This window comes from Clavibacter nebraskensis NCPPB 2581 (assembly GCF_000355695.1).
In the GTDB taxonomy this organism is placed as follows: Bacteria; Actinomycetota; Actinomycetes; order Actinomycetales; family Microbacteriaceae; genus Clavibacter; species Clavibacter nebraskensis.
This window is the reverse complement of sequence record NC_020891.1, coordinates 2,474,434-2,500,029: the sequence shown is the minus strand read 5'-3', so window position 1 is coordinate 2,500,029 and position 25,596 is coordinate 2,474,434. Positions and strand designations below refer to the sequence as shown.

Annotated in this window: 20 protein-coding genes; 8 read left to right on the top strand and 12 right to left on the bottom strand. The window is 73.5% G+C overall.

Annotated features, from left to right (window positions below):
• Positions 1–55: 55 nt before the first annotated feature.
• The 3 genes from CMN_RS11690 to hrpA all read right to left on the bottom strand — a co-directional run bounded on the left by CMN_RS11690 (position 56) and on the right by hrpA (position 6,582).
• A complete protein-coding gene (locus CMN_RS11690; RefSeq protein ID WP_015491019.1) occupies positions 56–790 on the bottom strand; it encodes a GntR family transcriptional regulator in 735 nt (244 codons plus the stop codon).
• A gap of 65 nt (positions 791–855) precedes the next feature.
• On the bottom strand, positions 856–2,553 hold the full coding sequence (locus CMN_RS11685) for a purine-cytosine permease family protein (RefSeq protein WP_015491018.1): 1,698 nt from the start codon (positions 2,551–2,553) through the stop codon (positions 856–858).
• Positions 2,554–2,763: 210 nt separating this feature from the next.
• Entirely contained in the window at positions 2,764–6,582 is a 3,819-nt protein-coding gene (gene hrpA / locus CMN_RS11680) for an ATP-dependent RNA helicase HrpA (RefSeq protein WP_015491017.1), read from the bottom strand.
• A gap of 140 nt (positions 6,583–6,722) precedes the next feature.
• On the opposite strand from hrpA, the gene CMN_RS11675 reads away from it, so the two are divergent.
• From CMN_RS11675 to CMN_RS11660, 4 genes are read left to right on the top strand one after another with little or no spacing between them, the layout of a single operon-like run.
• Positions 6,723–8,309: a long-chain-fatty-acid--CoA ligase gene (locus CMN_RS11675; RefSeq protein WP_015491016.1), complete on the top strand. Its 1,587-nt coding sequence runs from the start codon at positions 6,723–6,725 to the stop codon at positions 8,307–8,309.
• A complete protein-coding gene (locus CMN_RS11670; protein WP_015491015.1) occupies positions 8,306–9,148 on the top strand; it encodes an aldo/keto reductase in 843 nt (280 codons plus the stop codon). The genes CMN_RS11675 and CMN_RS11670 overlap by 4 nt, the downstream gene beginning before the upstream one ends.
• 47 nt (positions 9,149–9,195) lie before the next feature.
• Entirely contained in the window at positions 9,196–10,368 is a 1,173-nt protein-coding gene (locus tag CMN_RS11665) for a magnesium and cobalt transport protein CorA (protein ID WP_080606003.1), read from the top strand.
• 56 nt (positions 10,369–10,424) lie between these two features.
• Positions 10,425–12,338, top strand: coding sequence for a thioredoxin domain-containing protein (locus CMN_RS11660; protein WP_015491013.1), 1,914 nt, complete (start codon positions 10,425–10,427; stop codon positions 12,336–12,338).
• Here CMN_RS11660 and CMN_RS11655 read toward each other — a convergent pair.
• The 4 genes from CMN_RS11655 to CMN_RS11640 all read right to left on the bottom strand — a co-directional run bounded on the left by CMN_RS11655 (position 12,335) and on the right by CMN_RS11640 (position 15,192).
• Positions 12,335–12,730, bottom strand: a complete 396-nt coding sequence (locus CMN_RS11655) for an SdpI family protein (protein ID WP_015491012.1) — start codon at positions 12,728–12,730, stop codon at positions 12,335–12,337. The two genes, CMN_RS11660 and CMN_RS11655, sit on opposite strands and share 4 nt — an antisense overlap.
• Positions 12,731–12,767: 37 nt before the next feature.
• A complete protein-coding gene (locus tag CMN_RS11650) occupies positions 12,768–14,135 on the bottom strand; it encodes an L-serine ammonia-lyase (RefSeq protein WP_015491011.1) in 1,368 nt (455 codons plus the stop codon).
• Positions 14,136–14,144: 9 nt separating this feature from the next.
• Complete coding sequence (locus CMN_RS11645; protein ID WP_015491010.1) at positions 14,145–14,810, bottom strand: hypothetical protein; 666 nt, start codon at positions 14,808–14,810, stop codon at positions 14,145–14,147.
• A gap of 121 nt (positions 14,811–14,931) precedes the next feature.
• Positions 14,932–15,192 (bottom strand): GlsB/YeaQ/YmgE family stress response membrane protein, encoded by a 261-nt coding sequence (locus tag CMN_RS11640; RefSeq protein ID WP_015491009.1) that lies wholly within the window; start codon positions 15,190–15,192, stop codon positions 14,932–14,934.
• 185 nt (positions 15,193–15,377) lie between these two features.
• On the opposite strand from CMN_RS11640, the gene CMN_RS11635 reads away from it, so the two are divergent.
• Positions 15,378–15,887: a DUF427 domain-containing protein gene (locus tag CMN_RS11635; protein WP_015491008.1), complete on the top strand. Its 510-nt coding sequence runs from the start codon at positions 15,378–15,380 to the stop codon at positions 15,885–15,887.
• A gap of 40 nt (positions 15,888–15,927) precedes the next feature.
• Here CMN_RS11635 and CMN_RS11630 read toward each other — a convergent pair whose 3' ends face one another.
• The 4 genes from CMN_RS11630 to CMN_RS11615 all read right to left on the bottom strand — a co-directional run bounded on the left by CMN_RS11630 (position 15,928) and on the right by CMN_RS11615 (position 20,793).
• Positions 15,928–16,446, bottom strand: a complete 519-nt coding sequence (locus tag CMN_RS11630) for a CoA-binding protein (protein ID WP_045929287.1) — start codon at positions 16,444–16,446, stop codon at positions 15,928–15,930.
• A 236-nt stretch (positions 16,447–16,682) separates the two neighbouring features.
• Positions 16,683–17,978 carry an O-acetylhomoserine aminocarboxypropyltransferase/cysteine synthase family protein gene (locus tag CMN_RS11625; RefSeq protein ID WP_015491006.1) on the bottom strand — a complete coding sequence of 432 codons (1,296 nt, stop codon included), beginning with the start codon at positions 17,976–17,978 and terminating at the stop codon, positions 16,683–16,685.
• Positions 17,979–18,064: 86 nt separating this feature from the next.
• A complete protein-coding gene (locus tag CMN_RS11620) occupies positions 18,065–19,069 on the bottom strand; it encodes a YeiH family protein (RefSeq protein WP_015491005.1) in 1,005 nt (334 codons plus the stop codon).
• The gene (locus tag CMN_RS11615; RefSeq protein ID WP_015491004.1) at positions 19,069–20,793 is read right to left on the bottom strand and encodes a dolichyl-phosphate-mannose--protein mannosyltransferase; all 1,725 of its coding nucleotides are present in this window, start codon (positions 20,791–20,793) and stop codon (positions 19,069–19,071) included. Before CMN_RS11615 ends, CMN_RS11620 begins: the two co-directional genes overlap by 1 nt.
• A gap of 224 nt (positions 20,794–21,017) precedes the next feature.
• Between CMN_RS11615 and CMN_RS11610 the strand changes: the two genes are divergently transcribed.
• Entirely contained in the window at positions 21,018–21,557 is a 540-nt protein-coding gene (locus tag CMN_RS11610) for a hypothetical protein (protein ID WP_015491003.1), read from the top strand.
• A 1-nt stretch (position 21,558) separates the two neighbouring features.
• A complete protein-coding gene (locus tag CMN_RS11605; RefSeq protein ID WP_015491002.1) occupies positions 21,559–22,095 on the top strand; it encodes a hypothetical protein in 537 nt (178 codons plus the stop codon).
• 40 nt (positions 22,096–22,135) lie between these two features.
• On the opposite strand, the gene treS is transcribed toward CMN_RS11605, so the two are convergent.
• Entirely contained in the window at positions 22,136–24,382 is a 2,247-nt protein-coding gene (treS, locus tag CMN_RS11600; protein ID WP_015491001.1) for a maltose alpha-D-glucosyltransferase, read from the bottom strand.
• A gap of 199 nt (positions 24,383–24,581) precedes the next feature.
• Between treS and CMN_RS11595 the strand changes: the two genes are divergently transcribed.
• On the top strand, positions 24,582–25,544 hold the full coding sequence (locus CMN_RS11595) for a proline dehydrogenase family protein (RefSeq protein ID WP_015491000.1): 963 nt from the start codon (positions 24,582–24,584) through the stop codon (positions 25,542–25,544).
• The last annotated feature ends 52 nt before the right edge of the window (positions 25,545–25,596 follow it).

The window sequence follows — 25,596 nt, the reverse complement described above, 5'->3', positions numbered from 1 at the left end:
CGGCCCGGGGGATCGGGCGGCGCGGCTGTCGCGGGTCAGGCGGGGAGGAGGGGCGTCAGAGGACGCCGCGGGTGACCATGTTCGTGATGGCGCGGGTGGCCCGGGCCATCACGGTGTCCATGGAGACGCCGACGTGCTCGCCGAGCGCGGTCTTGGCCGCCTCGACGTCGCCGGCGACCACGAGGTCGCCGATCGCCAGGTGCTCCTGGACGGTCGCGGTGATGCGGTCCTCGGTCACGTAGTCGTACATGCGCACCGAGCGGATGCGGTGGTTGACGGCTTCGAGCGCGTCGACGATCGCCTCGTTGCCGGCCGCGCGGCAGAGCGTGACGTGGAACCGCTCGTCCTCGACGACGAACTGCGGCGTCGGCGACGGCGGGCTCTCCGCGAACTCCCGCCACCGGTCGAGCTCCGCGGTGAGCAGCGGGAGGTCGTAGGCGGCGGCGTCGTAGTCGATGGTGCGCTGGATCCCGCGCATCTCGAGGGTCACGCGCAGCTCGTACAGGGCGGCGAGGTTCTGGAGGTCCGGCATGACGACGCGGTAGCCGTACTCGTCGTTCTCGATGAGGCCGTCGCTGCGGAGCATGAAGAGCGCCGTGCGCACGGGCGTCCGCGACACCTGCATCTCGGCGGCGATCGCGTCCTCCCGCAGCCGGGTCCGCGGGGCGTACGCGCCGCTCATGAGGCGGTCGCGGAGCTGCTCGTAGACGTAATCGGTGCGCGAGCGCCGCCCTCCGGTCCCGGTCGCCGACGCCGTCGGGGTCGCGGGGGCGGTGTCGTCGTCGCTCATCCCTGCACCATACGGTCCAAAAGGGGAGAGGATCCTCCGGTGCGGCGGCGCCGTCAGCGTGCGGCTCATCGCTGGGCCGGGAGCACGTAGTGCCCCGTCCTGTCGGTCGCGAGCGCGAGGGAGGAGATGTACTGCGGCGAGCCGTCCTCCGCGCGCTCGGCGGAGAGGATCATGTCCGGTCGCTCGAACTCCAGCCCCGTGACGTGGCAGCGCAGCAGCGCGGCGGAGGGGTTGCCGTCCGCGTCGAGCATCGGGAGGTCGATGCCGTCGTCGGTGCGGCGCAGGTAGTAGCGGCCGCGCGTGAGGATCGCCATGAGCGGGGTGGCGACGATCGCGATGCCGACCGCGAACATGGGCGAGAACGGGGCGATGCCCGGCCCGAAGGCGCCGAAGAACATGGCGATGGAGATCCCCGCGCTGAGCGCGAGCGCCACGACGCCGACCGGGTTCCAGTCGTGCAGCATGCCGCGCCGGAACTCCGGGTGCTTCGGCGAGAGCCCCAGCATGTGCTTGTTGATCGCGATGTCGGTCGCCACGGTGACGATCCAGGCCATGCCGCAGTTGGCGTAGAAGCCGAGGATCGTGTTGAGGAAGTCGAACATGTTGAGCTCCATCAGCGCGAGCGCGATGACGAGGTTGACGATCACGAAGACCATGCGGCCCGGGTACGTGCGGGTGACGCGGGTGAACGAGTTCGTCCAGGCGAGGGATCCGGAGTAGGCGTTGGTGACGTTGATCTTGATCTGCGAGATCACCACGAGCACGACGGCGAGGGCGAGGGCGAGCCAGCCCGGCATCATCTGCTCGTAGACGCCGAGGAACTGGTGGACCGGCTCGTTGGCGGTGGCCGACGCGGCGGGATCCAGCGTGGCGATGAGGTACACGGCGATGAAGAGGCCCACGGCCTGCTTGACGGCGCCGAAGAGCACCCACCCGGGGCCGGCGAGGATCACGGCGCGCCACCAGGCGACGCGGTTGGCGTCGGTCTTCGGCGGCATGAAGCGGAGGTAGTCGATCTGCTCGGCGATCTGCGCGATGAGCGAGAGGCAGACGCCGGCCGCCAGCATGACGGAGGCGAGGTCGGCGCCGCCGGTCCCGCCGCCCTCGCCCGGGTAGGCGAGGAAGGTGCCAACCGACCGGGGGTTCGCGATCACGAGGTAGGCGAACGGGATCACCATCAGCACGAGCCAGAGCGGCGTGGTCCACACCTGCAGCTTCGAGAGCGCCTTCATCCCGTAAATCACGAGGGGGATCACGAGCAGCGTCGACGCCGCGTAGCCCACCGGCCGCGGGATGCCGAGGCCGAGCTCGAGCCCCTGCGCCATGATCGAGCCCTCGAGCGCGAAGAAGATGAAGGTGAAGGTCGCGAAGATCACGTTGGTGATGACGCTGCCGTGGTACCCGAAGCCGGATCCGCGCGTGATGAGGTCGAGGTCGATGTTGTAGCGGGCCGCGTAGTACGCCAGGGGGATGCCGGTCACGAAGATGATGACGGCGGCGACGAGGATCCCGAGGAGCGCGTTCGTGGTGCCGTGCGCGATGCCGATGTTGGCGCCGATGGAGAAGTCGGCGAGGTACGCGATGCCGCCGAGGGCGCTCGTGGCGACGACGCCGGCGGTCCATCGGCGGTAGGAGCGGGGCGCGAAGCGGAGGGTGTAGTCCTCGAGGCTCTCCCGCGTGGCGGTGCGGGTGGGCGAGTCGGTGGCGGCGAGTGCGGCGGCGGGTGCGGTGGCGGGCGGAGCTGGCCGGGTCTCTGATGACATGGCACGACCTTTCACGGACGACGGTGCAGGGAGGGATGCGCGACGCGCTCCGGCGGGCGCCGTGTCCACCACTCTGCTGACGCCGTGTTACCGCCATGTTCCCCGCAGCGAACATCCATGTGTCGACAGCGCTGTACACGCCGTTGTATACGAAATCGAGGACGGGCGCGACAGCACCCACCCGCCCGATCCGGCGGCCGACCCGGCGCGTCAGCCCGCGAGCACCTTGCGGATCCGCTGCAGCGACACCGGTTCGGCCGTCGGCAGATGCTGGGCGAAGAGGCTGAGCCGCAGCTCCTCGAGCATCCAGCGCGCGTGCACGAGCGACTCGGGCGCGCGCGGCGCCGACGGGATGACGCCGCCGGCCTCGCGGTAGAGGTCGGTCGCCTTCTGCACCTCGGTCATCCACGCGCGGTCGCGCGCGGGCTGGTCGGGGAGGCGCTGCACGCGGTGGGTGAGCCCGGAGAGGTAGGCGGGCAGGCGCTGCAGCCGGGCGAGACCGGTGGCGGAGACGAAGCCCGGGTGCACGAGGCCCGCGAGCTGGTCGCGCGCGTCGGTGAGCGCGCCGATCAGCTGCATGCTCGTGGCCTGCTTGATGGCGCGCTCGGCGTCGCGCGCGCCCGTGAGCACGCGGTTGACGAGCGCCACCGTGTCGAACATCGAGTCCATGACGACGCCCGAGACGCGGTCGCGCGCCGTCTCGAACAGCTCCTTCGAGTAGATCGCGCCGCCGGGGGCCACGCGCTCGAGCACCTGGTCGATGCACGCGAGCAGGCAGTCGTCGAAGAGCGCCTGCACGTTCGGGTACGGGCTCGTCGCGAGCATCAGCTTCTCCTGGCTCGTGAGGTGCTGCTTCACGTAGGCCGAGGGGTTGGCGATGGCGAGGACGAGGAGGCGCCGGACGCCGCCGGGCATGGCGTGCGCCTGGTCCTCGGCGGTCGCCATGAGGCGGATCGCGACGGTGGATCCCTCGTCGACGAGCGCCGGGTACGCGCGGATGACGTGCCGGCTGTCGCCCGTGCCGCCCTGCGCGGTGTCGACGAAGCGAGGCAGCTCGTCGAGGTCCCACGTGGTGAGGCCGGTGCGCTCCATGCCGCGGGGCGCACCGCCCTTCGCGCCGGCGACGCGCTCGACGGGCCGCGCGGTGGCCCGGGCGACGCTGTCGCGGGCGCGGCTGGACAGTCGCGCCTGCAGCTCGGTGAGGTCGCGTCCGGCGGCCACCTCGCGGCCGCGCTCGTCGACCACGCGGAACGCCATGCGCAGGTGGGCGGGGATCCGGTCGAGGTCGAAGTCGTCGTCCGCGACGCGCACGTGGGCCTTCCGCATGATGAGGCCCGCGAGGGTGGTGGTGAAGGCCACGGGGTGCTGCGGATCCGGCTCGGGCAGCCCCTCGAGCAGCCGGTCGGCCCAGTCGGCGGCGGGCACCACGTTCTTGCGGAGCGCCTTGGGGAGGGCCTTGATCATCGCGGTGACGAGATCGCGCCGCATGCCGGGCACCTGCCAGTCGAAGCCCGCGGGGCTGAGGCGCGCGAGGAGCGCGAGCGGGACCTGCACGGTGACGCCGTCGTCGGGCGCGCCCGGCTCGAAGCGGTAGGTGAGGGACAGGCGCTGGTCGCCCTGCTGCCAGGTGGGCGGGAACGCGGCCTCGTCGACGTCGACGGCGTCCTCGGCGAGGAGCTCCTCGGCGGTCATCGTGAGGAGGTCGGGCGTCTCCTGCCGGGCCTTCTTCCACCAGCCCTCGAAGGCGCGCGTGGAGGCGACGTCGCGCGGGATCCGCCTGTCGTAGAACTCGAAGACGGCCTCGTCGTCGTTGAGGATGTCGCGGCGGCGCGTGCGCACCTCGACCTCGGCGAGCTCCTCGCGGAGCTTCCGGTTGGCGCGGTCGAACGCCTGCTGCGACTCCCAGTCGCCCTCGACGAGCGCGTGCCGGATGAACAGCTCGCGCGCGTACGCGGGATCGATGCGGGAGAACTGCACGCGCCGCTTGAGCACGATCGGGACGCCGTAGAGCGTCACGCGCTCCCACGCGACGGTCGCGCCCTGCTTCTTCTCCCAGTGCGGCTCGCTGTGGGTGCGCTTGACGAGCCCGCCCGCGATCGGCTCGGCCCACGCCGGGTCGATGGCCGCGTTGGTGCGCGCGAACAGGCGGCTGGTCTCCACGAGCTCGGCGCTCATGATCGCGTCGGGCTGCTTCTTCGCGAGCGCGGATCCCGGGAACACCACGAACCGCGCTTGGCGGGCGCCCACGTAGTCCTTCTTCTGCGCATCCTTCAGGCCGATGTGCGAGAGGAGGCCCGCGAGCAGCGACTTGTGGATCCCGTCGGGGTCGGCCTTGGGCTCGTTCATCTGCAGGTCGAGCGGTCGGGCGAGCTGGCGGAGCTGCCGGAACACGTCCTTCCACTCGCGCACGCGCACGTAGTTGAGGAACTCGGCCTTGCACATGCGGCGGAACGCGCTCGAGGAGAGCTCGGCCTCCTTCTCCTCCAGGTAGTTCCAGAGGTTGAGGAGGGTGATGAAGTCGCTCGACGGATCCACGAAGCGCGCGTGCTGCTGGTCGGCCTGCGGGCGCTTCTCGAGCGGGCGCTCGCGCACGTCCTGGATGGTGAGGCCGGCCACGATGATCATGACCTCGCGGCTCACCCCGTGCTTGCGCGACTCGACGACCATGCGCGCGAACCGCGGGTCGATGGGCAGGCGCGACAGGTCGCGGCCCACCTTGGTGAGCGCGGGGGTGCCGTCGGGGGAGCGGACGACCGCGCCCAGCTCGGTGAGGAGGTCCACGCCGTCCTTGATGCCGCGCGAGTCCGGCGGCTGGAGGAACGGGAACGCGGCGATGTCGCCGAGGCCGAGCGACACCATCTGCAGGATGACGGCCGCGAGGTTGGTGCGGAGGATCTCCGGCTCGGTGAACTCGGGTCGGCGGAGGAAGTCCTCCTCCGAGTAGAGGCGGATCGCGATGCCGTCGCTCGTGCGGCCGGAGCGGCCCGAGCGCTGGTTGGCGGACGCCTGCGAGATCGCCTCGATGGGGAGCCGCTGCACCTTCGAGCGCACGGAGTAGCGGGAGATGCGCGCGGTGCCGGCGTCGATCACGTACTTGATGCCGGGCACCGTGAGGCTCGTCTCGGCGACGTTGGTGGCGAGCACGATGCGGCGGCGCACGCCCGCCTGCGTCGACGGCTGGAAGACGCGGTGCTGGTCGGCCGAGGAGAGCCGCCCGTAGAGCGGCAGCACCTCGGTGTGCGGGAGGTTCCGGGAGCGGATCGCGTCCTCGGCGTCGCGGATCTCGTTCTCGCCGCTGAGGAACACGAGCACGTCGCCCAATGACTCGCCCGCGAGCTCGTCGAGGGCGGCGTTGATGCCCTCGAGGTAATCGCGGTCGTCGGCCGGGCGCTCCATCGGCGCGTCCGCGAGGTCGTCATCCTCGCCCGCGACGGCGGCCTCCGCGACGAGCGGCCGGTAGCGGATCTCCACGGGGTACGTGCGTCCCGAGACCTCCACGATGGGCGCGTCGCCGAAGTGCCGCGAGAAGCTCTGCGGGTCGATGGTGGCCGACGTGATGATGACCTTCAGGTCGGGCCGGCGCGGCAGCAGCTGCTTGAGGTAGCCGAGCAGGAAGTCGATGTTGAGGCTACGCTCGTGGGCCTCGTCGATGATGATCGTGTCGTACTTCTTCAGCAGCCGGTCGCGCTGCAGCTCGTTGAGCAGGATCCCGTCGGTCATGAGCTTGATGCGGGTGTCGGCGGAGACCTTGTCGGTGAAGCGCACCTGGTAGCCGACGAGCTGGCCGACCTCGCCCCCGAGCTCCTCCGCGATGCGCTCCGAGATGGTGCGCGCGGCGAGGCGACGGGGCTGCGTGTGGCCGATGCTCTCGCGACCGAGCTCGAGGCAGATCTTCGGCAGCTGCGTGGTCTTGCCGGAGCCCGTCGCGCCCGCGACGATGACGACCTGGTTGTCGCGGATGGCGTCGGCGATCTCGTCCCGCATCCGGCTGACGGGGAGCTCGGGCGGGTACGCGATGCTGGATTCCATGCTGGTTTGAGTCTATCCGCGCACCGTCGCCCCTCCCCGTGGCGGGGGCCCGGAGGTAGCTTCGGGGAAAGGCGCCGGGACCACGCGGCGCGCGGGTCGCAGCCGCCTCCCGAGCCGACGACGACCGACGGGATCCGTCCATGAGCTCCGACACGCCCCTCCAGCCCGAGCACGAGCAGCCCCACGGCGGGTTCGCCTCCGTCTCGGTCGCCGCGATCCTCGCCGAGTCCGCCGACCGGCACGCCGACCGCGTCGCCGTGGTCGTCGGCGACGTCTCCACCACCTACCGCGAGCTCTGGGACGAGACGCGCGCTTACGCGGGCGCCCTCCGCCACCTCGGGGTGGGCGAGGGCACGCGCGTCGCGATGCTCATCCCGAACGTCGCGGACTTCCCACGCGTCTACTACGCCGTGCTCGCGCTCGGCGGCGTGGTCGTGCCCGTGCACGCGCTGCTGAAGAGCGAGGAGATCGCGTACGTGCTGCGCGACTCGGGATCCGCGCTCCTGGTGTGCGCGGGACCGCTGCTCGAGCAGGGCGCGAAGGGCGCGGCGCTCGCCGAGGTGCCCGTGATCAGCGTGCTCGTGCCCGCCTCCTCCGAGGGCGGACCCGAGCGCCTGGAGGAGCTCGCGCGGGCCGCGACGCCCATCCGCACGTACGTGCCGCGCCGGCCGTCCGACACCGCGACGATCCTCTACACCTCGGGAACCACGGGCCAGCCGAAGGGCGCCGAGGGCTGCCACCTCGCGCTCGTGATGCAGGTCGACGTGCTCCTGCTCGACACCTTCGACCTGCGCGCGGGCGACCGGATCCTCGGCTGCCTGCCCCTGTTCCACACCTTCGGGCAGACCTGCACCATGAACGCGTCGTTCCGCGCGGGCGCGACCATCGTGATGGTGCCGCGCTTCGACGGCGACGCGGCCCTCGCGCTCATGGTCGAGCACGACACGCAGGTGTTCATGGGCGTGCCGACCATGTACTTCGCGCTGCTGGCCGCCGCCGCCCGGAACCCCGCGCGCCCGGCCCTGCGCTACGCCATCTCGGGCGGCGCCGCGCTCCCGGTCGCCGCGATCGACGCGTTCCGGGAGGCGTTCTCCGCGGAGATCCACGAGGGCTACGGGCTCACGGAGACCTCGCCGGTCGCCTCCTTCAACCACGTGGGGCTTCCGGCCCGGCCGGGCACCGTCGGGAAGCCGATCTGGGGCGTGCAGATCGAGATCGCCGACCCCGAGCACGAGGACCGCGTCGAGCTCCTCGAGCGCGGCGTGCTCGGCGAGATCGTGATCCGCGGCCACAACCTCATGAACGGCTACCTGCACCGGCCCGAGGACACCGCGCGCGCGATCGTCGACGGCTGGTTCCGCACGGGCGACCTCGGCACCATCGACGACGAGGGCTGCATCCGCGTGGTCGACCGGACGAAGGACATGATCCTGCGCAACGGCTACAACGTGTACCCGCGCGAGGTCGAGGAGGTGCTCGCCCGGCACCCGGACGTGGCGCAGTGCGCCGTGTTCGGCGTCGCGCACGAGCTGCACGGCCAGGAGGTGGCGGCGGCAATCGTGGTGCGCGGGGACGCCGAGGTGGACCCGGCCGAGGTGATCGCGTTCCTGCGCGAGCGGATCGCCTCGTACAAGTACCCTCGACGCGTGGAGATCGTGGAAGCGCTGCCCCTCGGGCCGAGCGGGAAGGTGCTGAAGCGCGAGCTCGTCGACCGGTTCGGGGCGTGAGCGGCGCCGTCCTCCGCACGCCCATCCCGTCGGTCGCGATGGGCGACGGCGTCCCCATCCCGCAGTTCGGCGTCGGCACGTACAAGGTGCCCGACGGGGACGCCGAGCGGATCGTCGCGGAGGCGCTCGAGGTCGGCTACCGGCACATCGACACCGCGGCCATGTACGGCAACGAGGAGGGCGTCGGGCGGGCGATCCGCGCGTCCGGCATCCCGCGCGACGAGCTCTTCGTCACCACCAAGGTCTGGAACGACGACCAAGGGCGCGCGCGGGCAGCGGAGGCGATGCGCCGCAGCCTCGACCGGCTGGGCCTCCCCGCCGTCGACCTGATCCTCATCCACTGGCCGGCCGCCGAGCGCGGCCTCTTCGTGGAGACGTGGGAGGCGCTCGCCCAGGCCCGCGAGGAGGGGATCACCCGCTCCATCGGCGTCTCCAACTTCCTCGTGCCGCACCTCCAGGCGCTGGATGCCGCCGGGCTGCCCGCGCCCGCGGTCGACCAGATCGAGCTGCACCCGCGGCACCAGCAGCGGGAGACCACGGCGTACCTCACCGAGCACGGGATCGCCGTGCAGGCGTGGAGCCCGCTCGCCCGCGGCGCCGTCGCCGACGCACCGGTCGTGCGCGACGCCGCCCTGGCCCACGGGAGGACGGACGCGCAGGTCGTGCTGCGCTGGCACGTGCAGCGCGGCACGATCGTCTTCCCGAAGACCACGCGCCGGGAGCGGCTGATCGAGAACGCGGACGTCTTCGACTTCGCGCTGACCGACGAGGAGGTGGCCGGGATCACCGCGCTCGAGGCCGCCGGACGCGTCGGCAGCCACCCCGACCAGGTGGTCTGACCGGGGCGCTCCCGAGCGGCACGGGCGTGTCACCTCCGCCGGGTACGGTGTCCGTCATGTCCCCGCACCGCATCCGCTCGCGCCTCACGTCCGCGATCGCCCAGGGCGTCGCGCCCCTCGGCGCGCATGCCGGCGGCGGGGCGTCGCGCGCGCGGGCCGAGCGGGAGGCCGACGGCATCGACCCGGCGGGCGCGCGCCGCCCGAGCCTCGTGGACAACGGCCTGTACGTGGACGGCTGCCGCGTCGCCTCGCCCGCCATGCTCGCCGACACCTTCCGCGAGCTCGACGAGCGGCCCGAGGCCATGGCGTGGATCGGCCTCTACCGGCCCACGGTCGAGGAGCTGCAGGCGCTCGCCGAGGAGTTCGACCTGCACGAGCTCGCGGTGGAGGACGCGGTCCAGGCCCACCAGCGGCCCAAGACCGAGCGGTACAGCTCCACCCTCTTCACGGTCCTGCGCGCCGCCCGCTACGTGGACGAGCGCGAGGAGGTGGAGTTTGGCGAGCTGCACGTGTTCCTCGGCCGCAACTTCGTGATCACCGTCCGGCACGCGGAGTCGCCCGACCTCTCCGCCATCCGCGCGCGCATGCAGGAGCGGCCCGAGCTCCTCTCGCACGGGCCGCAGGCGGTGCTGTACGCGATCCTCGACGCCGTCGTCGACGGCTACGCGCCCGTCGTCACGGGCCTCGCCACCGACATCGACGAGATCGAGGACCAGGTCTTCGACGGGGATCCGGCCGTGTCCCGCCGCATCTACGAGCTCAGCCGCGAGGTCATCGACTTCCAGCGCGCGGTGCGCCCGCTCGGCGGCATGCTCCAGCAGCTGCAGGCGGGATCCGGCAAGTACGAGGTGAGCGAGGACCTCCAGCAGGCGCTCCGCGACGTCGCCGACCACGTCATCGTCGTCAACGAGCGCGTGGAGGAGTTCCGCGTGCTGCTGCGCGACATCCTCACCGTGAACTCGACGCTCGTCGGCCAACGCCAGAACGAGGAGATGCGGGAGCTGAGCGAGTCGAGCAACCGGCAGAGCGTGGAGACCCGCAAGATCTCCGGCTGGGCGGCCATCCTCTTCGCGCCCACGCTCGTCTCGAGCGTCTACGGCATGAACTTCGACCTCATGCCGGAGCTGCACTGGGACTGGGGGTACCCCTTCTCCCTCGTGCTCATGCTCGGCGTGAGCGGCGTGCTCTACGGCATCTTCCGCAAGCGCGACTGGATCTGACGGACGGCCCGACGCCCGCCCGACCCCGCCGCCGGCCCCGCGCGTAGCGTGGACGCATGCCCAACCGCCTCGCCGACGCCGTCAGCCCGTACCTCCTCAGCCACGCGGACAACCCGGTCGACTGGCGGCCGTGGGGCGAGGAGGCGTTCGCGGAGGCCCGCCGCCGCGACGTGCCGGTGCTCGTCTCGGTCGGCTACGCCACCTGCCACTGGTGCCACGTGATGGCGCGCGAGACGTTCCAGGATCCGGCGCTCGCCTCGCGCCTCAACGACGGGTTCGTCGCGATCAAGGTCGACCGCGAGGAGCACCCGGAGGTGGATGCGGCGCTCATCACCGCCGCCGGCGCCTTCACCGACCAGCTTGGCTGGCCGCTCAACGTGTTCACGACGCCCGAGGGCCGCACCTTCCACGCGGGCACCTACTCGCCGCCCGAGCCACGCGCCGGGCACCCGTCGTTCCGGCAGGTGCTCGACGCCGTGGCGGACGCCTGGACCGCTCGGCGCGACCAGGTCGAGCAGGGCGCGGGACAGCTGAGCGCGGCGATCCGCGAGGCCTCGGCGCGCGGATCCGTCGCCTCGCCCCTGCCCGACGCCGCCGCCCTCGACCGGGTCGCCGCCGACCTGGCGGGCTTCGAGGACCCGGAGCACGGCGGGTTCGGATCCGCGCCCAAGTTCCCCGTCGCGCCCGTCGTGCTGCTGCTCGACACGCTCGCGACCTCGGGGGCCCTCGCGCCCGAGCGCGCCGCGGCGACCGGCGCGCTCGTCCGCCGCACGCTCGACGCGATGGCCGGATCGGACCTGCGCGATCCCGTAGAGGGCGGGTTCTTCCGCTACTCCACGCGCCGCGACTGGTCCGAGCCGCACTACGAGCGGATGCTCTACGACAACGCCCTGCTCCTCGACGCCTACGCGCGCGCCGGCGACGAGGAGGTCGCTGGCGGGATCGTCGCGTTCCTCACGGGCACGCTCCGGCGCGCGTCGGGCGGGTTCGCGTCCGCCCAGGACTCCGAGAGCACGGTCGGCGGGCGCCGCGTCGAGGGCGTGTACTACGTGCTGGATGCCGCCGGGCGCGCGGCCGAGGAGCCGCCGGCCGTCGACGGCAAGGTGCTCACCGGCTGGAACGGGCTCGCGATCGGCGCGCTCGCCCGGGCGGGCCGCGCGTTCGGCCGGCCCGCGTGGATCGACGCGGCCCGCGCCGCCGCCGACATGCTGCTGCGGGAGCACGTGCGCGCCGACGGCTCGCTCGTGCGCGCGTCGATCGACGGCCGGGTCTCGCCCGCGGTCGCGACGCTCGAGGACCACGGGATGCTCGCCGACGGGCTGCTCGCGCTGGCGCTCGCGACGGGCGAGGTCGCGTACGCGGTGCGGGCCCGCGGGATCGTGGACGCGTCGATCGCGGCCGCCGACGCCGGTCCGCAGCCGGGCGCCGCGGGCTTCCGCGTGCCGACGGGCGCGGATCCGGTGCTCGCGGGCTTCGGCCTCGACCTCGCGTCCGACCCGTCCGAGGGCGCGTACCCGTCGGGCCTCACGGCGGCGGCGTCGGCGGCGCGCGTGCTCGGTCAGCTGACGGCGGATCCGCGCTACGACCGGGCGGCCCGCGCCGCGCTCGCGACGGTGACGGCGGGCGGCGCCACCCGGCCGATCGCGTTCGGCGGCGCGCTCGAGCAGGCGGCGGTGATCGAGGCGGCGGGCCGGCAGCTCGTCGTGGTGCTGCCCGACGGCGCCGACGTGGCGGGCGATCCGCTCGCGGGCCTCGCGCGCGGCCGCATCCGCCCGCCTGACGTGGCGCTGGTCGTCACGGAGACCGCCGCGCGCGCGTGGGCCGACGCGGGCTTCGAGCTGCTCGCCGACCGCGCCGCCGGATCCACCGCCACCGCGTACCTGTGCGCCGACTTCGTCTGCCGCCTCCCGGTGACGACGGCCGACGCCCTCCGCGCGCAGCTCGACGCGGCCTCGGACCGCGACGCCTAGCGGCGGGAGGGACCGGGTCGCTGGGCCGGGCGCGACGCGTGGAGCTCGGCGTCGCTCCGGCGCGTGACCGCCTTCGCCGCGCGCCCCGCCCGGAACGTGCTCCAGACGATGCCGCCCACGAGCAGGAGCGCGCCCCAGCTGGCGACGCTGTTCATGCCGGCGCCGGCCGCGATCCCGCCGATGACGCCACCGATCGCGACGGACAGGCATGTGCTGCGGAGCGCCGGGAGCGCGGCCGCGTGCCCGGCACGCCAGGCCTCGTCGCTCGCCATCAGCGGGCGCGTGCGGATCCCGATCCAGCCGTTCCGCTTCAACAGCCCCCAGGCCGCGAGCTGCGTGGTGCCGAGGACGAGCAGCGCCGCGACGGCGAGCAGCAGCGCGGGGACACCCATGCGCCCAGCCTGACACGGCCGGCCGCGCGGCGGGCGCTCAGCACTCGATGACGTTGACCGCGAGCCCGCCCGTGGACGTCTCCTTGTACTTGGTGGACATGTCGAGGCCCGTCTGCCGCATGGTCTCGATCACGGTGTCGAGGGAGACGAGGTGCGTGCCGTCGCCGTGCAGCGCCATGCGGGCGGCGTTCACGGCGGTGGACGCGGCGATCGCGTTCCGCTCGATGCAGGGGATCTGCACGAGCCCGCCCACGGGATCGCACGTGAGGCCGAGGTGGTGCTCCATCGCGATCTCGGCCGCGTTCTCCACCTGCCGCGGGGATCCGCCGAGCACCGCGCACAGGGCGCCCGCCGCCATCGCGCACGCCGTGCCGACCTCGCCCTGGCAGCCCGCCTCCGCGCCCGAGATGGACGCGTTGGCCTTCACGAGCGAGCCGATCGCGGTGGCGGTGAGGAGGAAGTCGCGGATCCCGTCGCGGTCGGCGCCCGGCACGAACCGCAGGTAGTAGGAGCCGACCGCGGGGATGATGCCGGCCGCTCCGTTGGTGGGCGCCGTGACCACGCGCCCGCCGGACGCGTTCTCCTCGTTGACCGCGAGCGCGAACGCGTGCAGCCACTCGTGCGACGTGTCGCGCGCGCCCTCGGCGTCGATCGTCGCGAGCTGCGAGGCGACGCGCGCCGCCCGGCGCCGCACGTTGAGGCCTCCCGGCAGCGTGCCCTGGCCGCCGAGTCCCGCGGTCACGCACGCAGCCATCGCGTCCCAGATCGCGTCCAGCCCGGCGACCGCGCGACGGGATCCGTGGATCGACTCCTCGGTGTCGCGCGCGACGTCGGCGATGGAGCGCCCGGTGCTCTCGGCCAGCGCGATCAGCTCGTCGGCGTTGGAGAAGGAGTGGGGGAGCCCGGCGGGCAGCACGGCGGACGGCGCCTGGTCCTCGCGCAGCACGAACCCGCCGCCGACCGAGAACCACGTGCTCTCGAGCACCGTGCCGCCGTCGACGTCGAGGGCCGCGAGGTGCATCGCGTTGGGGTGGCGGGGGAGCCGCGTGAACGGCTCGAACGTGAGGTCGCGGCCCACCATCCGCACCGGGTGGATCCCGGCGAGCGGCACGTCGACGCCCTCGCCGAGCCCGGACCAGCGGCCACGCACCTCGTCGGGGTCGCACGTCTCGGGCGCGAGGCCGGCGAGCCCCGCGACGACCGCGTCGGGCGTCCCGTGGCCGAGGCCCGTGGCGCCGAGCGAGCCGAACAGCCGCACCGTGACGCGCGCGATCTCCGTGAACCGGGGCGACGCCCGGCACTCCTCGGCGAAGAGCAGGGCCGCGCGCATGGGGCCGACGGTGTGCGAGCTCGACGGCCCGATCCCGATGGAGAAGAGGTCGAGTGCCGAGACGTACGCTGTCATCCCGTCAGACTATGCCGCCGCCTCGGCGCGGTCGGCCGCGGGGGCGCTCGCAGGGCCGGCGGATGCGCCGGACGGCCGGCGGGCGCGCCCGTGCGAGGCGAGCACAAGCCAGGTCCAGCCGATCGCGAGGCTGAGCATGGTGATCACGCCGCGCGGGAAGAAGATGTGGCTGTCGACGAAGGAGACGGCCGCGACCACGGCGATGACGGCGCCGGGCAGCGCCCGGAGTCCCGCGTGCCGGATCACGAGCGCGCTCGCGAGCACGGTCGCGGCGACGTACGACCAGACGCCCGCGACGACGATCCCGTCCGCGAGCGCGTACATGGTGGTCACGCCCTGCCCGCCCTCGAGCTTCAGGGCGCCCGCCGCGATGCCCGCGAGGATGTCGAGCGCCTGGTAGCAGACGGCGTAGACGAAGCCGAGGACCACGGCGAGGACCCCGAGGCGGTGGTCGTGGCGGCGCGTGAGGAGGATCGGCGCGATCGCGAGCAGCGGGAAGACGGGCAGGAGCGCGATGTGCAGGTCGCGCCAGTGCATCGCGGTGTCGTCGGTCAGCGAGCTGGGGTGCGACAGGCCGGCGGCGGCGAGGGCCAGCGGCGGGAGCGCGACGGCGACGAGGGCGGCCGCGGTGCGCGAGCGGGCAGGGGCGGATGGCGGGGCGACGGCGTCGGGCATGCCGTCATCGTAGGCACGGCGCGGGGACGGGCCCGCCGGGATCAGGAGCCCGACATGACGAGAGCCCCCGCCGCCGATCCGGTCCGGATGGGCGACGAGGGCTCCGCGAGCTGCAGAAGGACTAGGCCTTCTTGCGGCCGACGATCGCGCCGTAGACCAGCAGGACGATGATCGCGCCGACGATGGCGAGCGCGAGCGAGCCGAGGTCGAAGCTGTCGACGCCCTTCCCGAACAGCGCGCTGCCGATGAAGCCGCCGAGGAAGGCCCCGACGACGCCCAGGATCAGCGTGACGATGATTCCGCCACCCTGCTTGCCCGGGAGGATCAGCTTGGCGAGCGCTCCGGCGATCAGACCCAGAACCAGAAAACCGATGATGCCCATGTGCGTTACTCCTCGAAGATTTCGTGCTGTGTGACACCCGAATGCGGGTGGACGTGCCCCAGTCAAGCACCCTGAGGACCATTCGTGCAAAAACGTTTAGTGGATACGGCTTTACCGAACGGGGCCGAGCGGCTCGTCCGGACGCGAGATCCGGGGCGCTCAGGCAGCCGCGGTACCGTCGGCGCATGCGCATCCCACCGCCCCGCCGTCCCCGTGAGATCCCCGGCGAGGGGCAGGAGTCGGTGTGGGACTACCCGCGTCCGCCGCGCGTGGAGCCGTCGTCCGAGCGCATCGTGATCGAGCTCGGCGGCCGCGTCGTCCTCGACAGCCGATCCGCGGTGCGCGTGCTCGAGACCAGCCACCCGCCGGTCTACTACCTGCCCTCCGCCGACTTCGCCGCGGGCGTGCTCGCCTCCGCCGCCGGCCGGTCGTGGTGCGAGTACAAGGGGGAGGCCTCGTACCTCTCGCTCACCGCCGGCGGCGTGACGGCCGACTGCGCGGCCTGGTGGTACCCGTCGCCGACGCGCGGCTACGAGACGCTCGCGGACAAGGTGGCCGTGTACCCCTCCGCGACGGACCGCATCACGGTCGACGGCATCCAGGTCGAGGCGCAGGAGGGCGACTTCTACGGCGGCTGGATCACGCCGCGCGTGGTCGGCCCCTTCAAGGGCGCGCCGGGCACGCTCGGCTGGTGAACCGCGGGCGCCCTCGTGCGCCCGGCCGTGATCGCCTCCGCTAGACCGCGGCCTTCCGCGCGCTGATCACGCCGGTGTCGAAGCCGAGCAGGTGCAGGCCGCCGTGGAAGCGCGCGTGCTCGACCTTGACGCAGCGGTCCATGACCACCGTGAGCCCGCGGGCCTCCGCGTCCTCGGCCGCCTCCTGGTTCCAGATGCCGAGCTGCACCCAGATGACGGGGGCGCCGATCGCGACCACGTCGTCCACGACGGACGGGATGTCGCTCGCCTTCCGGAACACGTCGACGATGTCGGGCACCTCGGGCAGCGAGGCGAGGTCGGGGTACGCCTCCTGGCCGAGGATCTCGGTGGCGTTCGGGTTCACGAAGTACACGCGGTAGTCGCTCGACTGCTGGAGGTACGTGCCGACGAAGTAGCTGGAGCGGGCCGGGTTCGGCGAGGCGCCGACGATGGCGACGCTCTTCGCGCGGCGCAGGATCGCCTGGCGCTCCTTGGCGGTCGGGCCGGTCCACGTGCGCTCGCTGCGCAGGAGCGCGGCGAGCGGGCTGGAGCGGGGGATCGCGCAGGTGAGGCCGTTCTGGAGCTGCGTGGTCTGGGTGCCGTCGGCGTCCGGGTCGGCGACGGGCTCGGCGGGGGTCGCCGCGTCCGCGTCGGAGTCCTGCGCCCCGGCCGCGTCGCCGGCCGCGCGGTCGGCGGCCTCCTCGGCCGGGTCGAGCGGCGCGAGGTCGGCGGCGTCCGCCGCGGGGTGGGGCGTGGATCCGGTCCTCTCGGGCGGCACGCCGCCGGTGTCGAAGCTCACTTCGCTCCCTCCGTGGCGGCGGCCAGCGCCTGGTCCAGGTCGTGGATGATGTCGGCGACGTCCTCGATGCCGACGCTGATGCGGACGATGCCGGGCAGCACGCCCGCGTCGACCAGCTGCGACTCGCTCAGCTGCGCGTGGGTCGTGGACGCCGGGTGGATGACGAGGGTCTTCACGTCGCCGATGTTGGCGAGGTGGCTCGCGAGCTCGACCGACTCGATGAAGCGCTGGCCCACCGCGCGGCCGCCCGCGACCTCGAACGTGAACACGGATCCGGGGCCCGTCGGCAGGTACTTGCGCGCCCGCTCGTGGTGCGGGTGCGCGGGGAGGCCGGCCCAGTTGACGGCCGTGATGCGCGGATCCGCATCGAGCCACTCGGCGACGGCCCGCGCGTTGTCGATGTGCGCCTGCATCCGGTACGGCAGCGTCTCGACGCCCTGCGCGAGCAGGAACGCGGAGTGCGGCGCGAGCGCGGGGCCGATGTCGCGGAGCTGCTCGGCCCGGAGGCGCGTGAGGAACGCGTACTCGCCGAAGTTGCCGGTCCAGTTGAGGCCGCCGTAGCTCGGCACGGGCTGGTCGAGGAGCGGGAAGCGCGCGCTCTCCCAGTCGAAGAGGCCGGACTCGACGACCACGCCGCCGAGCGTGGTGCCGTGCCCGCCGAGGAACTTGGTGGCCGAGTGGATGACGATGTCGGCGCCCCACTCGATGGGCCGGTTGAGGTACGGGGTGGCGATGGTGGAGTCGATGACGAGCGGGACGCCCGCGGCGTGCGCGACGGCGGCGAGCCCCTCGATGTCGGCGATCTCGCCCGACGGGTTCGCGACGGTCTCGGCGAACACGAGCTTGGTGCGGTCGGTGATGGCGGCGGCGTAGTCGGCCGGGTCGCTCGACTGCACGAACGTGGTCTCCACGCCGAAGCGGCGGAGGGTCACGTCCAGCTGGGTGATGGATCCGCCGTAGAGGTTCGCGGAGGCGACGATGTGGTCGCCTGCGCCCGCGAGCGAGGCGAAGGTGATGTACTGCGCGCTCAGCCCGCTCGCCGTGGCGACCGCGCCGAGGCCGCCCTCGAGGCTCGCGACGCGCTCCTCGAAGGACGCGACGGTGGGGTTCGACAGGCGCGAGTAGACGTTGCCGTACTTCTGCAGCGCGAAGCGCGCGGCGGCGTCGGCGGTGTCGTCGAAGACGAACGCGCTCGACTGGTAGATGGGGAGGGCGCGCGCACCCGTGGTGGCGTCGGGGATGTTGCCCGCGTGGATCGCCCTCGTCTTGAACCCGTACTCGCGATCGACCATGACCCGACGCTAGCCCGCGCTCCCGACGGTTCCCCGGCCGGGCCGTAATGCGGCGACATGCGGACGACGGGATGTCGCCAGACGGATCAGGACAGGCGCACCGCCACGAGCGCGAGGCCCGCGATGAGCGCCCAGGAGAGCACGCCGGCGGCGAGCGCGGATCCGCCCTGGCCGACGAGCTCGCGGAGGCGCACCGCGGATCCGAGCGCCACGAGCGCGATCGCCAGCAGCGCGGTCTGCACGACCTGCGCGGCGTCGAGCACGCCGACCGGGAGCGGCACGAAGGTGCGCACGAGCACGGCGGCGAGGAACCCGAGCACGAACAGCGGCACGATCGGCGGGCGCGCGGCGCCCTCGACGCGGCCCTCGCGGCGGCGCATCACGACGCCCGCGACGGCGACCACGGGCGCGAGCAGCAGCACGCGCGTGAGCTTCACGGCGATCGCGATGGTGAGGGCGGCGGAGCCCGCGATCTGCGCGGTCGCGACCACCTGCCCCACGTCGTGCACGCCCGCGCCCACCCAGTGGCCGAAGGCGGCGTCGTCGAGGCCGAGCGGGCCGGCGAGCGGCGGCAGCACGGCGATCGCGAGGGTGCCGCAGAGCGTGACGAGCGCGACGGGCGCGCCCTGGTCGGCGGGCTTCGCGCGCGTGACGCCGGCCATGGCGCCGATCGCGCTCGCGCCGCAGATCGAGAAGCCGGTGGCGAGGAGCAGCGGCTGCTGGCCGGGCATGCGCAGCGCGCGGGCGATCGCGTAGGTGCCCGCGAACGCGAGGACCACGACCGCGACCACGAGCAGCACGGCGCGCCAGCCGAGGCCGACGATGTCGGAGAGGCCGAGCTGCAGGCCGAGGAGCACCACGCCGATCCGCATCAGCCGCTTGGACGCGAGCGTGAGGCCGGGCTTCAGCGTGCCCGTGAGCGCGGGTCGGGCGGCCGGGATCTGCGCGGCGACGATGCCGAGGGCGACCGCGACGGTGAGCAGCGGGATCGCCGGGACGAGCGCGTGCACGCCCCACGCGACGAGGGCGGCCGCCGCCGCGGCGCCGAGGCCGGGGAGCGCGGGGTGGAGGCGGGTGGCGGTGGCGGGCATCAGATCCAGCCCGAGGGGATCCACGCGTGCAGCCGCCAGAACCACGTGGGCACGAGCTGCCCGGTCCACAGCGGGTAGAAGAACGCGCTGACGAGCGCGCACACGACGAGGATCACGCCGACGATCACGATGCCGCGCGTGCGACGGGGTCGGGGATCGCCGCGGTCGCCCAGGATCATGCCGAGCACCATCGCGAGGCACAGGATCAGGTACGGCTCGAAGGCGATCGAGTAGAACTGGAAGACCGTGCGGTTCACGTAGAGCAGCCACGGCAGGTACCCGACGACCATGCCCATGAGCACGAGGCCCACGCGCCACTCGCGGCGGGCGACGAGCCGGTAGACGAGATAGAGCATCGCGGCGACGGACAGCCACCAGATGATGGGGTTCGCGATCGAGGTGATGGACGCCGAGCACGCGTCGATCGTGCAGCCGGCCTCCCCGTAGCCGTAGCCCTCGTAGTAGAACTGGGTCGGCCGGTACAGCAGCAGCCAGAGCCGCGGATCCGCCCGGTACGGGTGCGTCACGTCGAGCCCCACGTTGAACGCGTACTGCTGCGCGACGTAGTGCCAGAGGCTCTGGATCGACAGCGGCACCCAGGCCAGCCCTCCCTGCCACGCGTTCGCGCCCTCGGCCGCCCAGTTCCGGAAGTACCCGTTCGAGGTCGCGAACCAGCCCGCGTAGGAGGCGAGGAAGGCGGCGATCGCGGGCGGCACGAGGAGGAGGAACGAGACGGGACCCTGGACCGCGGCGCCCGCCGTGAACCACGCGGCGAGCCCGTGGCGGCGGCGCAACAGCATGTCGGCGAGCACCACGTAGAGGCCGAAGCCCGCGAGGAAGAAGATGCCCGACCACTTGACCGAGCTGGTCGCGCCGAACGCGAGGCCGGCCGCGACGAGCCACGGGCGCCACAGCACGACCGGGCCGAACTCCCGCGGCCGCGCGTCCTCGGGGCGCGCCGCGCGACGGCGCTCGAGCAGCGCGGTGAAGCGGCGCTCGTGCCAGGTGCGGTCGAGGAGGATCGCGCCGAAGCCGAGCAGGCCGAAGAACATGACGTGCGTGTCGAGCAGCGCGATGCGGCTCATCACGATGGCGTGGCCGTCGATCGCGAAGAGGAAGCCGGCGATGGTCGCGACGACCGCGGAGCCCGTGAGCCGGCGGGCGATGAGCATGAGGAGCACCACCGCGAGCGTGCCGACGACGGCGGTCGCGATGCGCCAGCCCACCGGATCCGCCGCGCCGACGACCGCGAGGCCGAGCGCGATGATCCACTTGCCGAGCGGCGGATGCGCCACGAACGCGGGTGCCTGCAGATAGCCGTCGGTCTGCCCGGCGATGAAGGCCGGGTTCGGATCCGTGGGCCACGAGCCCTCGTAGCCGAGGTGGAGGAGGGTCCACGCGTCCTTCACGTAGAAGGTCTCGTCGAAGACGAGCGTCGCGGGGTGGCCGAGGCTCTGGATCCGGAGGACCGCCGCGAGCAGCGTGATGGCGATGGGGCCGCCCCCGTGCCAGGCGCGGCGGCGGGCGGGGGTGGAGACGAGGCGCGCCCAGAGGTCGTCGAGGCGGGATCCGCGGGCGGTGACCGCGCGCTCGCCGGCGCGCTGGGCCGCCCGGGTCGGCGTCGCGTCCGGAGCGTCGGAGGGCTCGGGCGTGGTGCCTGCGGCGACGGGAGCGGCCGTGCCGTCGTCCCCGTGCTCGGTGGGGCGGTGGGGCGAGTCGGGCACGGCTCATCATCGCACGCAGGTGCGCGGGCGCCCGGGTCGCGGACGCTGCGCGGCTCCGGTGCGCGTCGGGACCCCGTGAGGTTCCGGCCGGGGGCCGTAGGAGTCCCGTGAGCGGGCTCGCGGGCGGGATCCGCGCGGAGGTGGACTGGGCGCATGCCCTTCCCGTGCCGCGTCCCTCCCGTCCCCGTCCGTCCCGTCCCCACCCGCGCGGCGGAGGCGCGGCGATGAGCGCGATCGCGGCCGTCGCGCCGCCGCGCCCGGGTGCGACCACCCCGGCCGCACCCGCCGCGCTCGACGACGTCGTGGTGGCCGGGGTCTCGATGCGGCGGCTCGTGGAGGTGTGCGGCACGCCGTGCGTCCACTCGGGCGAGGCCCTGGGGATCCGCGACGGCGCGGACGGTTGCGGCGCGCTCGTCATCGTGGCGGTGACGGCGGTCCTCGCGGGGCCGGGCGGGGAGCGCGTCGTCTGCGTCGACGGGCACCTCGACGGCGTGGACGCGCGCTGGGCGGAGGCGCGCGTCCTCGGCCGGCCGGTCGGCGGCCGGTCGGTGGCGCGGATCGTCGCCGCCGCGCCGACCTCGGGGACGGCCGCGGTCGCGCTCCCCGACGACCTGGCGGTCGGCGACCTCGTCGTCGTGCCGTGCGGCGGATCGCCCGCCCTGCACGACGTGCGGCTCGGCGGGCGTCCCGTGGGCACCGAGCGCCTGGGCGGGCGCGGCGCGGGGGAGCGCCGCGTGCCGCCGCGTCGTCGGCGGAGGCACTGACGTGCGCGCGCCGCTCCTCGACCCGTCCGCCGGCGGCAGCCGTTCGCGGACCCCGCGCATGGCGTTCGCGGGCGACGCCATCCCGGCGCTCGCCGACCTGTGCGCCGCCCTCCAGGCACGGGGCGACGAGGATCCACGTCCCGTGCGCGCGCTCGTCGTGGGCGTCGACGCGCAGGCCGGCGGGATCCGCGGGGTGCACGCCGCCGCGCGCTGCCTCCGCGCCGTGCGCGTGCCGGAGCACCTGCCGCAGCTGCGGCACCTCGTGGTCGTGGTCGGCGGCCGGATCGGGGCGATCCGGCCGGACCTCCGCGCGCTCGACGCCTGGGTCGTGCGCACGCACTCGGGGCTCGAGCGCACGCACGGCGCCGACGTGGCCGTCACGGGGATCCTCGCGTCCGGCTGCGTGACGCCGCGTCTCCTCACGAACCGGGTCGTCGACCTCGTGCGGCACCCGATCGCCGCGCCGCGGATCGCCGTGGAGTGGGCGGACATCCGCGACCGGCGGATCCGCGACGTGGCCCTGGAGGCGTGGTGCTGATCCGCCGGCCGGCGATCCCACGGCCTAGGGGCCGGACGGCCTAGGCCTCCTCGGCCTCCGGCTCCTCGTCGAGCAGCAGGAACAGGCCCGCGTAGGGCTCGAGCTGCACGGGGAAGCTGGACAGGTCGTCGACCGTGCCGATCTCCTCGCCCGAGGTCGCGTCGCGCACGACGCGGCGGGCGGGGAGCTCCTCGGAGCGGACGGTCGCGAGGATCGCCTCGCCCGTGAAGTTCAGCACCGTGAGCTGCAGGCGCGCGTCGGCCTCCGGGTCGCCGTTGTCGAGGCGGTGCACCATCACGAGCATGCCGGGGTGGCCGACGTCCGGGACGTCGAGCTGCGTGCCGAGCGCGACGTCGAAGCGCTCGCGCACCTCGAGCACGCTGCGGAGCCCGGACGCGAACGACGCGGGGTCGCCGACCTGCGCGGGCAGCGATCCGTACAGCGAGCGGCCGCGCGGCATGCCGGATCCGGACCCGGTCGCCTCGGGCGCCGCGTCGAGCAGGTCGTGCCCGCCGCGGTGGACCCAGCGGGTGTCGCCGCCCTCGATGAGGTCGGCCACCTGCGACGCGTGCAGCGGCAGCACGCCGAGCAGGTCCCACGCGGAGAGCGCGAAGACGCCCGGCTGCCACGCGTTGAACTTGGCGAGCAGGAGGTGCGCGGCGCGGATCCCGGCGACATCGCCATCGCCGATCGCGTCGAGCGTCGTGAAGCCCTGCGCGGCTGCGATGACGGACGCCGTGGTGCAGGCGATGCCGTTGGTCGTGAACACGTGGTTGTAGTCGGCGCTGTCGCCCGTGAGCTCCTCGAGGAGGTCGCCGCGGATGGTCTCCGCGAGGTCGGCGCCCGTCATCTCGTCGCCGCGGAACGGGAACACGTCCGCGCAGTGCTCGGTCGCCCAGTGCACGAGCTCGTAGGTGAGCTCGTCGTGGTTCTGGAGCGCGTGCACGAGGGTGACGGGATCCACGCCCACCTCGAGCGAGGTGCGGAGCGTGAGGCGCAGGAACTCGGTGTCGCCGGTCGCGAGCGCGTGCTGGTACGCCGGCCGGTTGATGAAGTCGTAGGAGAGGTCGGCGCCGACGCGGCCGGTGTCGCGTATGTCCTCCATCGTGAGGTTCAGCTCCTGGAAGGAGAACCCGCCGACCTTGCGCACCATGCTCGCGATGAGGTGGTTCGCCGCCTCCGAGAGCGGGTGGCCCTCGGACCACGCCGGGCCCTCGACGCTCTTCTCCACGCCGAGGAAGCCGTTGGCGTCGAGCCGCAGCGCGCTCGCGCCGAGGTCGCCGAGCGAGTGCAGCGCGTCGCCGATGACCATGCGCATGCCCGCGAACGTGGGGTCGAGCCAGTTGATGGAGGGCTGGCCCTGCTTGAAGTAGTGCAGGTACACCCAGCGGCGGGTGCGGCCGTCGACGCCGAGCACGGGCGCGGTGGCGCTCCAGTTGGTCTCCTTGACGCCGGGCGCGTAGAAGATCACGCGCTGCAGGCGGCCGATGATGTAGCCCTGGTCGGCGAGCGCCTGCTCGGCGGCGACGTCGAGGTTCACGGCGTCGCGGCCCGGCAGCACGTCGGGCAGGAGGCCCCAGTCCTCCTCGGGGATCTCGACCATGTGGTAGATCCCGGGGAAGTCCTTGTAGCCCATCTCCGCGAGGCGGAAGTCGGCGCCCTTGCCGGTGTGGCCGGGCACGATGTCGTCGATGACGCTGCCGCCGTGCTGGTCGGCGACCTCGGTGAGCCGGCGGAACTCGTCCTCCGTGCCGAACGCCGCGTCGATCTGGGTGCTGATGCGGTCGAAGTGGCCGTCGACGCTCGCGGTCTGCGACCACTCGGTGATGCCGCCGGCGAGCTTCACGGGCCCGGTGTGCACGGCCTCGATCCCGATGGACTGGAAGATCTCCCACAGCTGCGGGTCGCCGAGCGCGCCGAGGTACGACTCGCCGGGCTTGGTGATGAGCGAGATCGGGTACGCCGTGAACCAGACGGACGCGGTGTCGATGGCGCGGCGCGCGTCCGGCCGGGCGTACGGGTTCGACCACATGCTGGGCGACCCCGAGAGGCCGCGGCTCAGCACGTCGGCGTCGCCGAGCATCGACTGGCGGCGGAGCCACTCGACGTAGGAGGGGTTCGACGCGTCGGCGGCGCGCGGGTCGTTCGACGAGCGGCGGATCCCGCTGGCGCGCAGCTGCGGACGGGCGCGGAGGCGGGCGGGGCGGGCGGGGAAGCGCTCCTCGTCGTACGTGATCTCCGTGGGCTCCGGCTCGGGGATCGCGTTCGTCTCGATGGCGTCGTCCACTGGTGCTCCTCGGGGTGGTGGTGCTTCGCGCCCGATCCGGGCGGCGTCGGCCCGCGGGCCGCTCGTACGAGCGTACGCAGGATGCGGGGGCGGCGTGCGGGGTCGCCGGCGCCCACCGCGGTCGGTCGGGGTGGCGGGTCCCCCACGCGCGCGCCGAGCGGCGGGCTGCCGCGCTCGAGGGGTCCGATGGGTTCTCGGGATGACGACGAGCGCCCATGACCTGCTGCGCGCCGCGGACACCCTCCGCGCGCTCGCCCTCGATGAGGACCTCAAGGCGCGGACCCTCGCGAGTCCCGGCGGGGCCGCGCTGGCCGCGCGGGCGGCCCGGCGGTACATCGCCGGCGAGGACGTGGACGCGGCCCTGGCGCTGCTCGACGCCAACTCCGCGCGGGGCCACCTCGGCAGCGTCGAGCTCGTCGGCGAGTCCGTCCGCGAGGAGGGCGTCGCCGATCAGGAGACCGCGCGCCTCGTCGAGCTCGCCCGCCGCATCGGGGAGTCGTCGCGCACGGCGACGGTCTCCTTCGACCTCTCCCACGTCGGCGCGGTCGTGTCGCCCGAGGTCGGCCTCCGCAACGGCCTGGCCATCGCGCGAGCGGCGCGCGAGGTGGGCACGCACATCATGGTCTCGGCCGAGGGATCCGACCGCACGGACCTCGTGCTGTCCCTCGTCGAGCGCATCGCCGACGCCTTCCCCGAGACGGGCGTCACGCTCCAGGCGCGCCTGCACCGCGCGCCCGCCGACCTCATCCGCCTCGAGGGGCGCCCGGGGCCGATCCGCCTCGTGAAGGGCGCGTTCCCCGGGCCGGTCGGCGTCGCGCACGCCCGGGACTCCGCGCCGATGACCGCCGCCTACGTCGACGCCGCGACCCGGCTGGTGCGCTCCGGGCACCGCGTGAACCTCGCCACCCACGACCCGCGCCTCGTGGAGCGGCTCCGCGACGAGCTGGGCAGCGAGCTGACGGGAGAGCACGTCGAGTTCGAGATGCTGCAGGGCCCCGGCACCGAGCTGCTCGACGGGCTGCGCCGCGAGGGCTTCGCCACCCGCGAGTACATCGTCTACGGACCGGAGTGGTGGCTGTACGTGCTGAACCGGATGGCCGAGCACCCGGAGCGCGTGATCGCCGCCCTCGCGGACCTGGACCTGGGCTCCATCGGCGGCTGAGGCGCCGGGAAGGGCGCGCCGGACGGTCCGAGCGCGACGGTCGCCGTCCCAC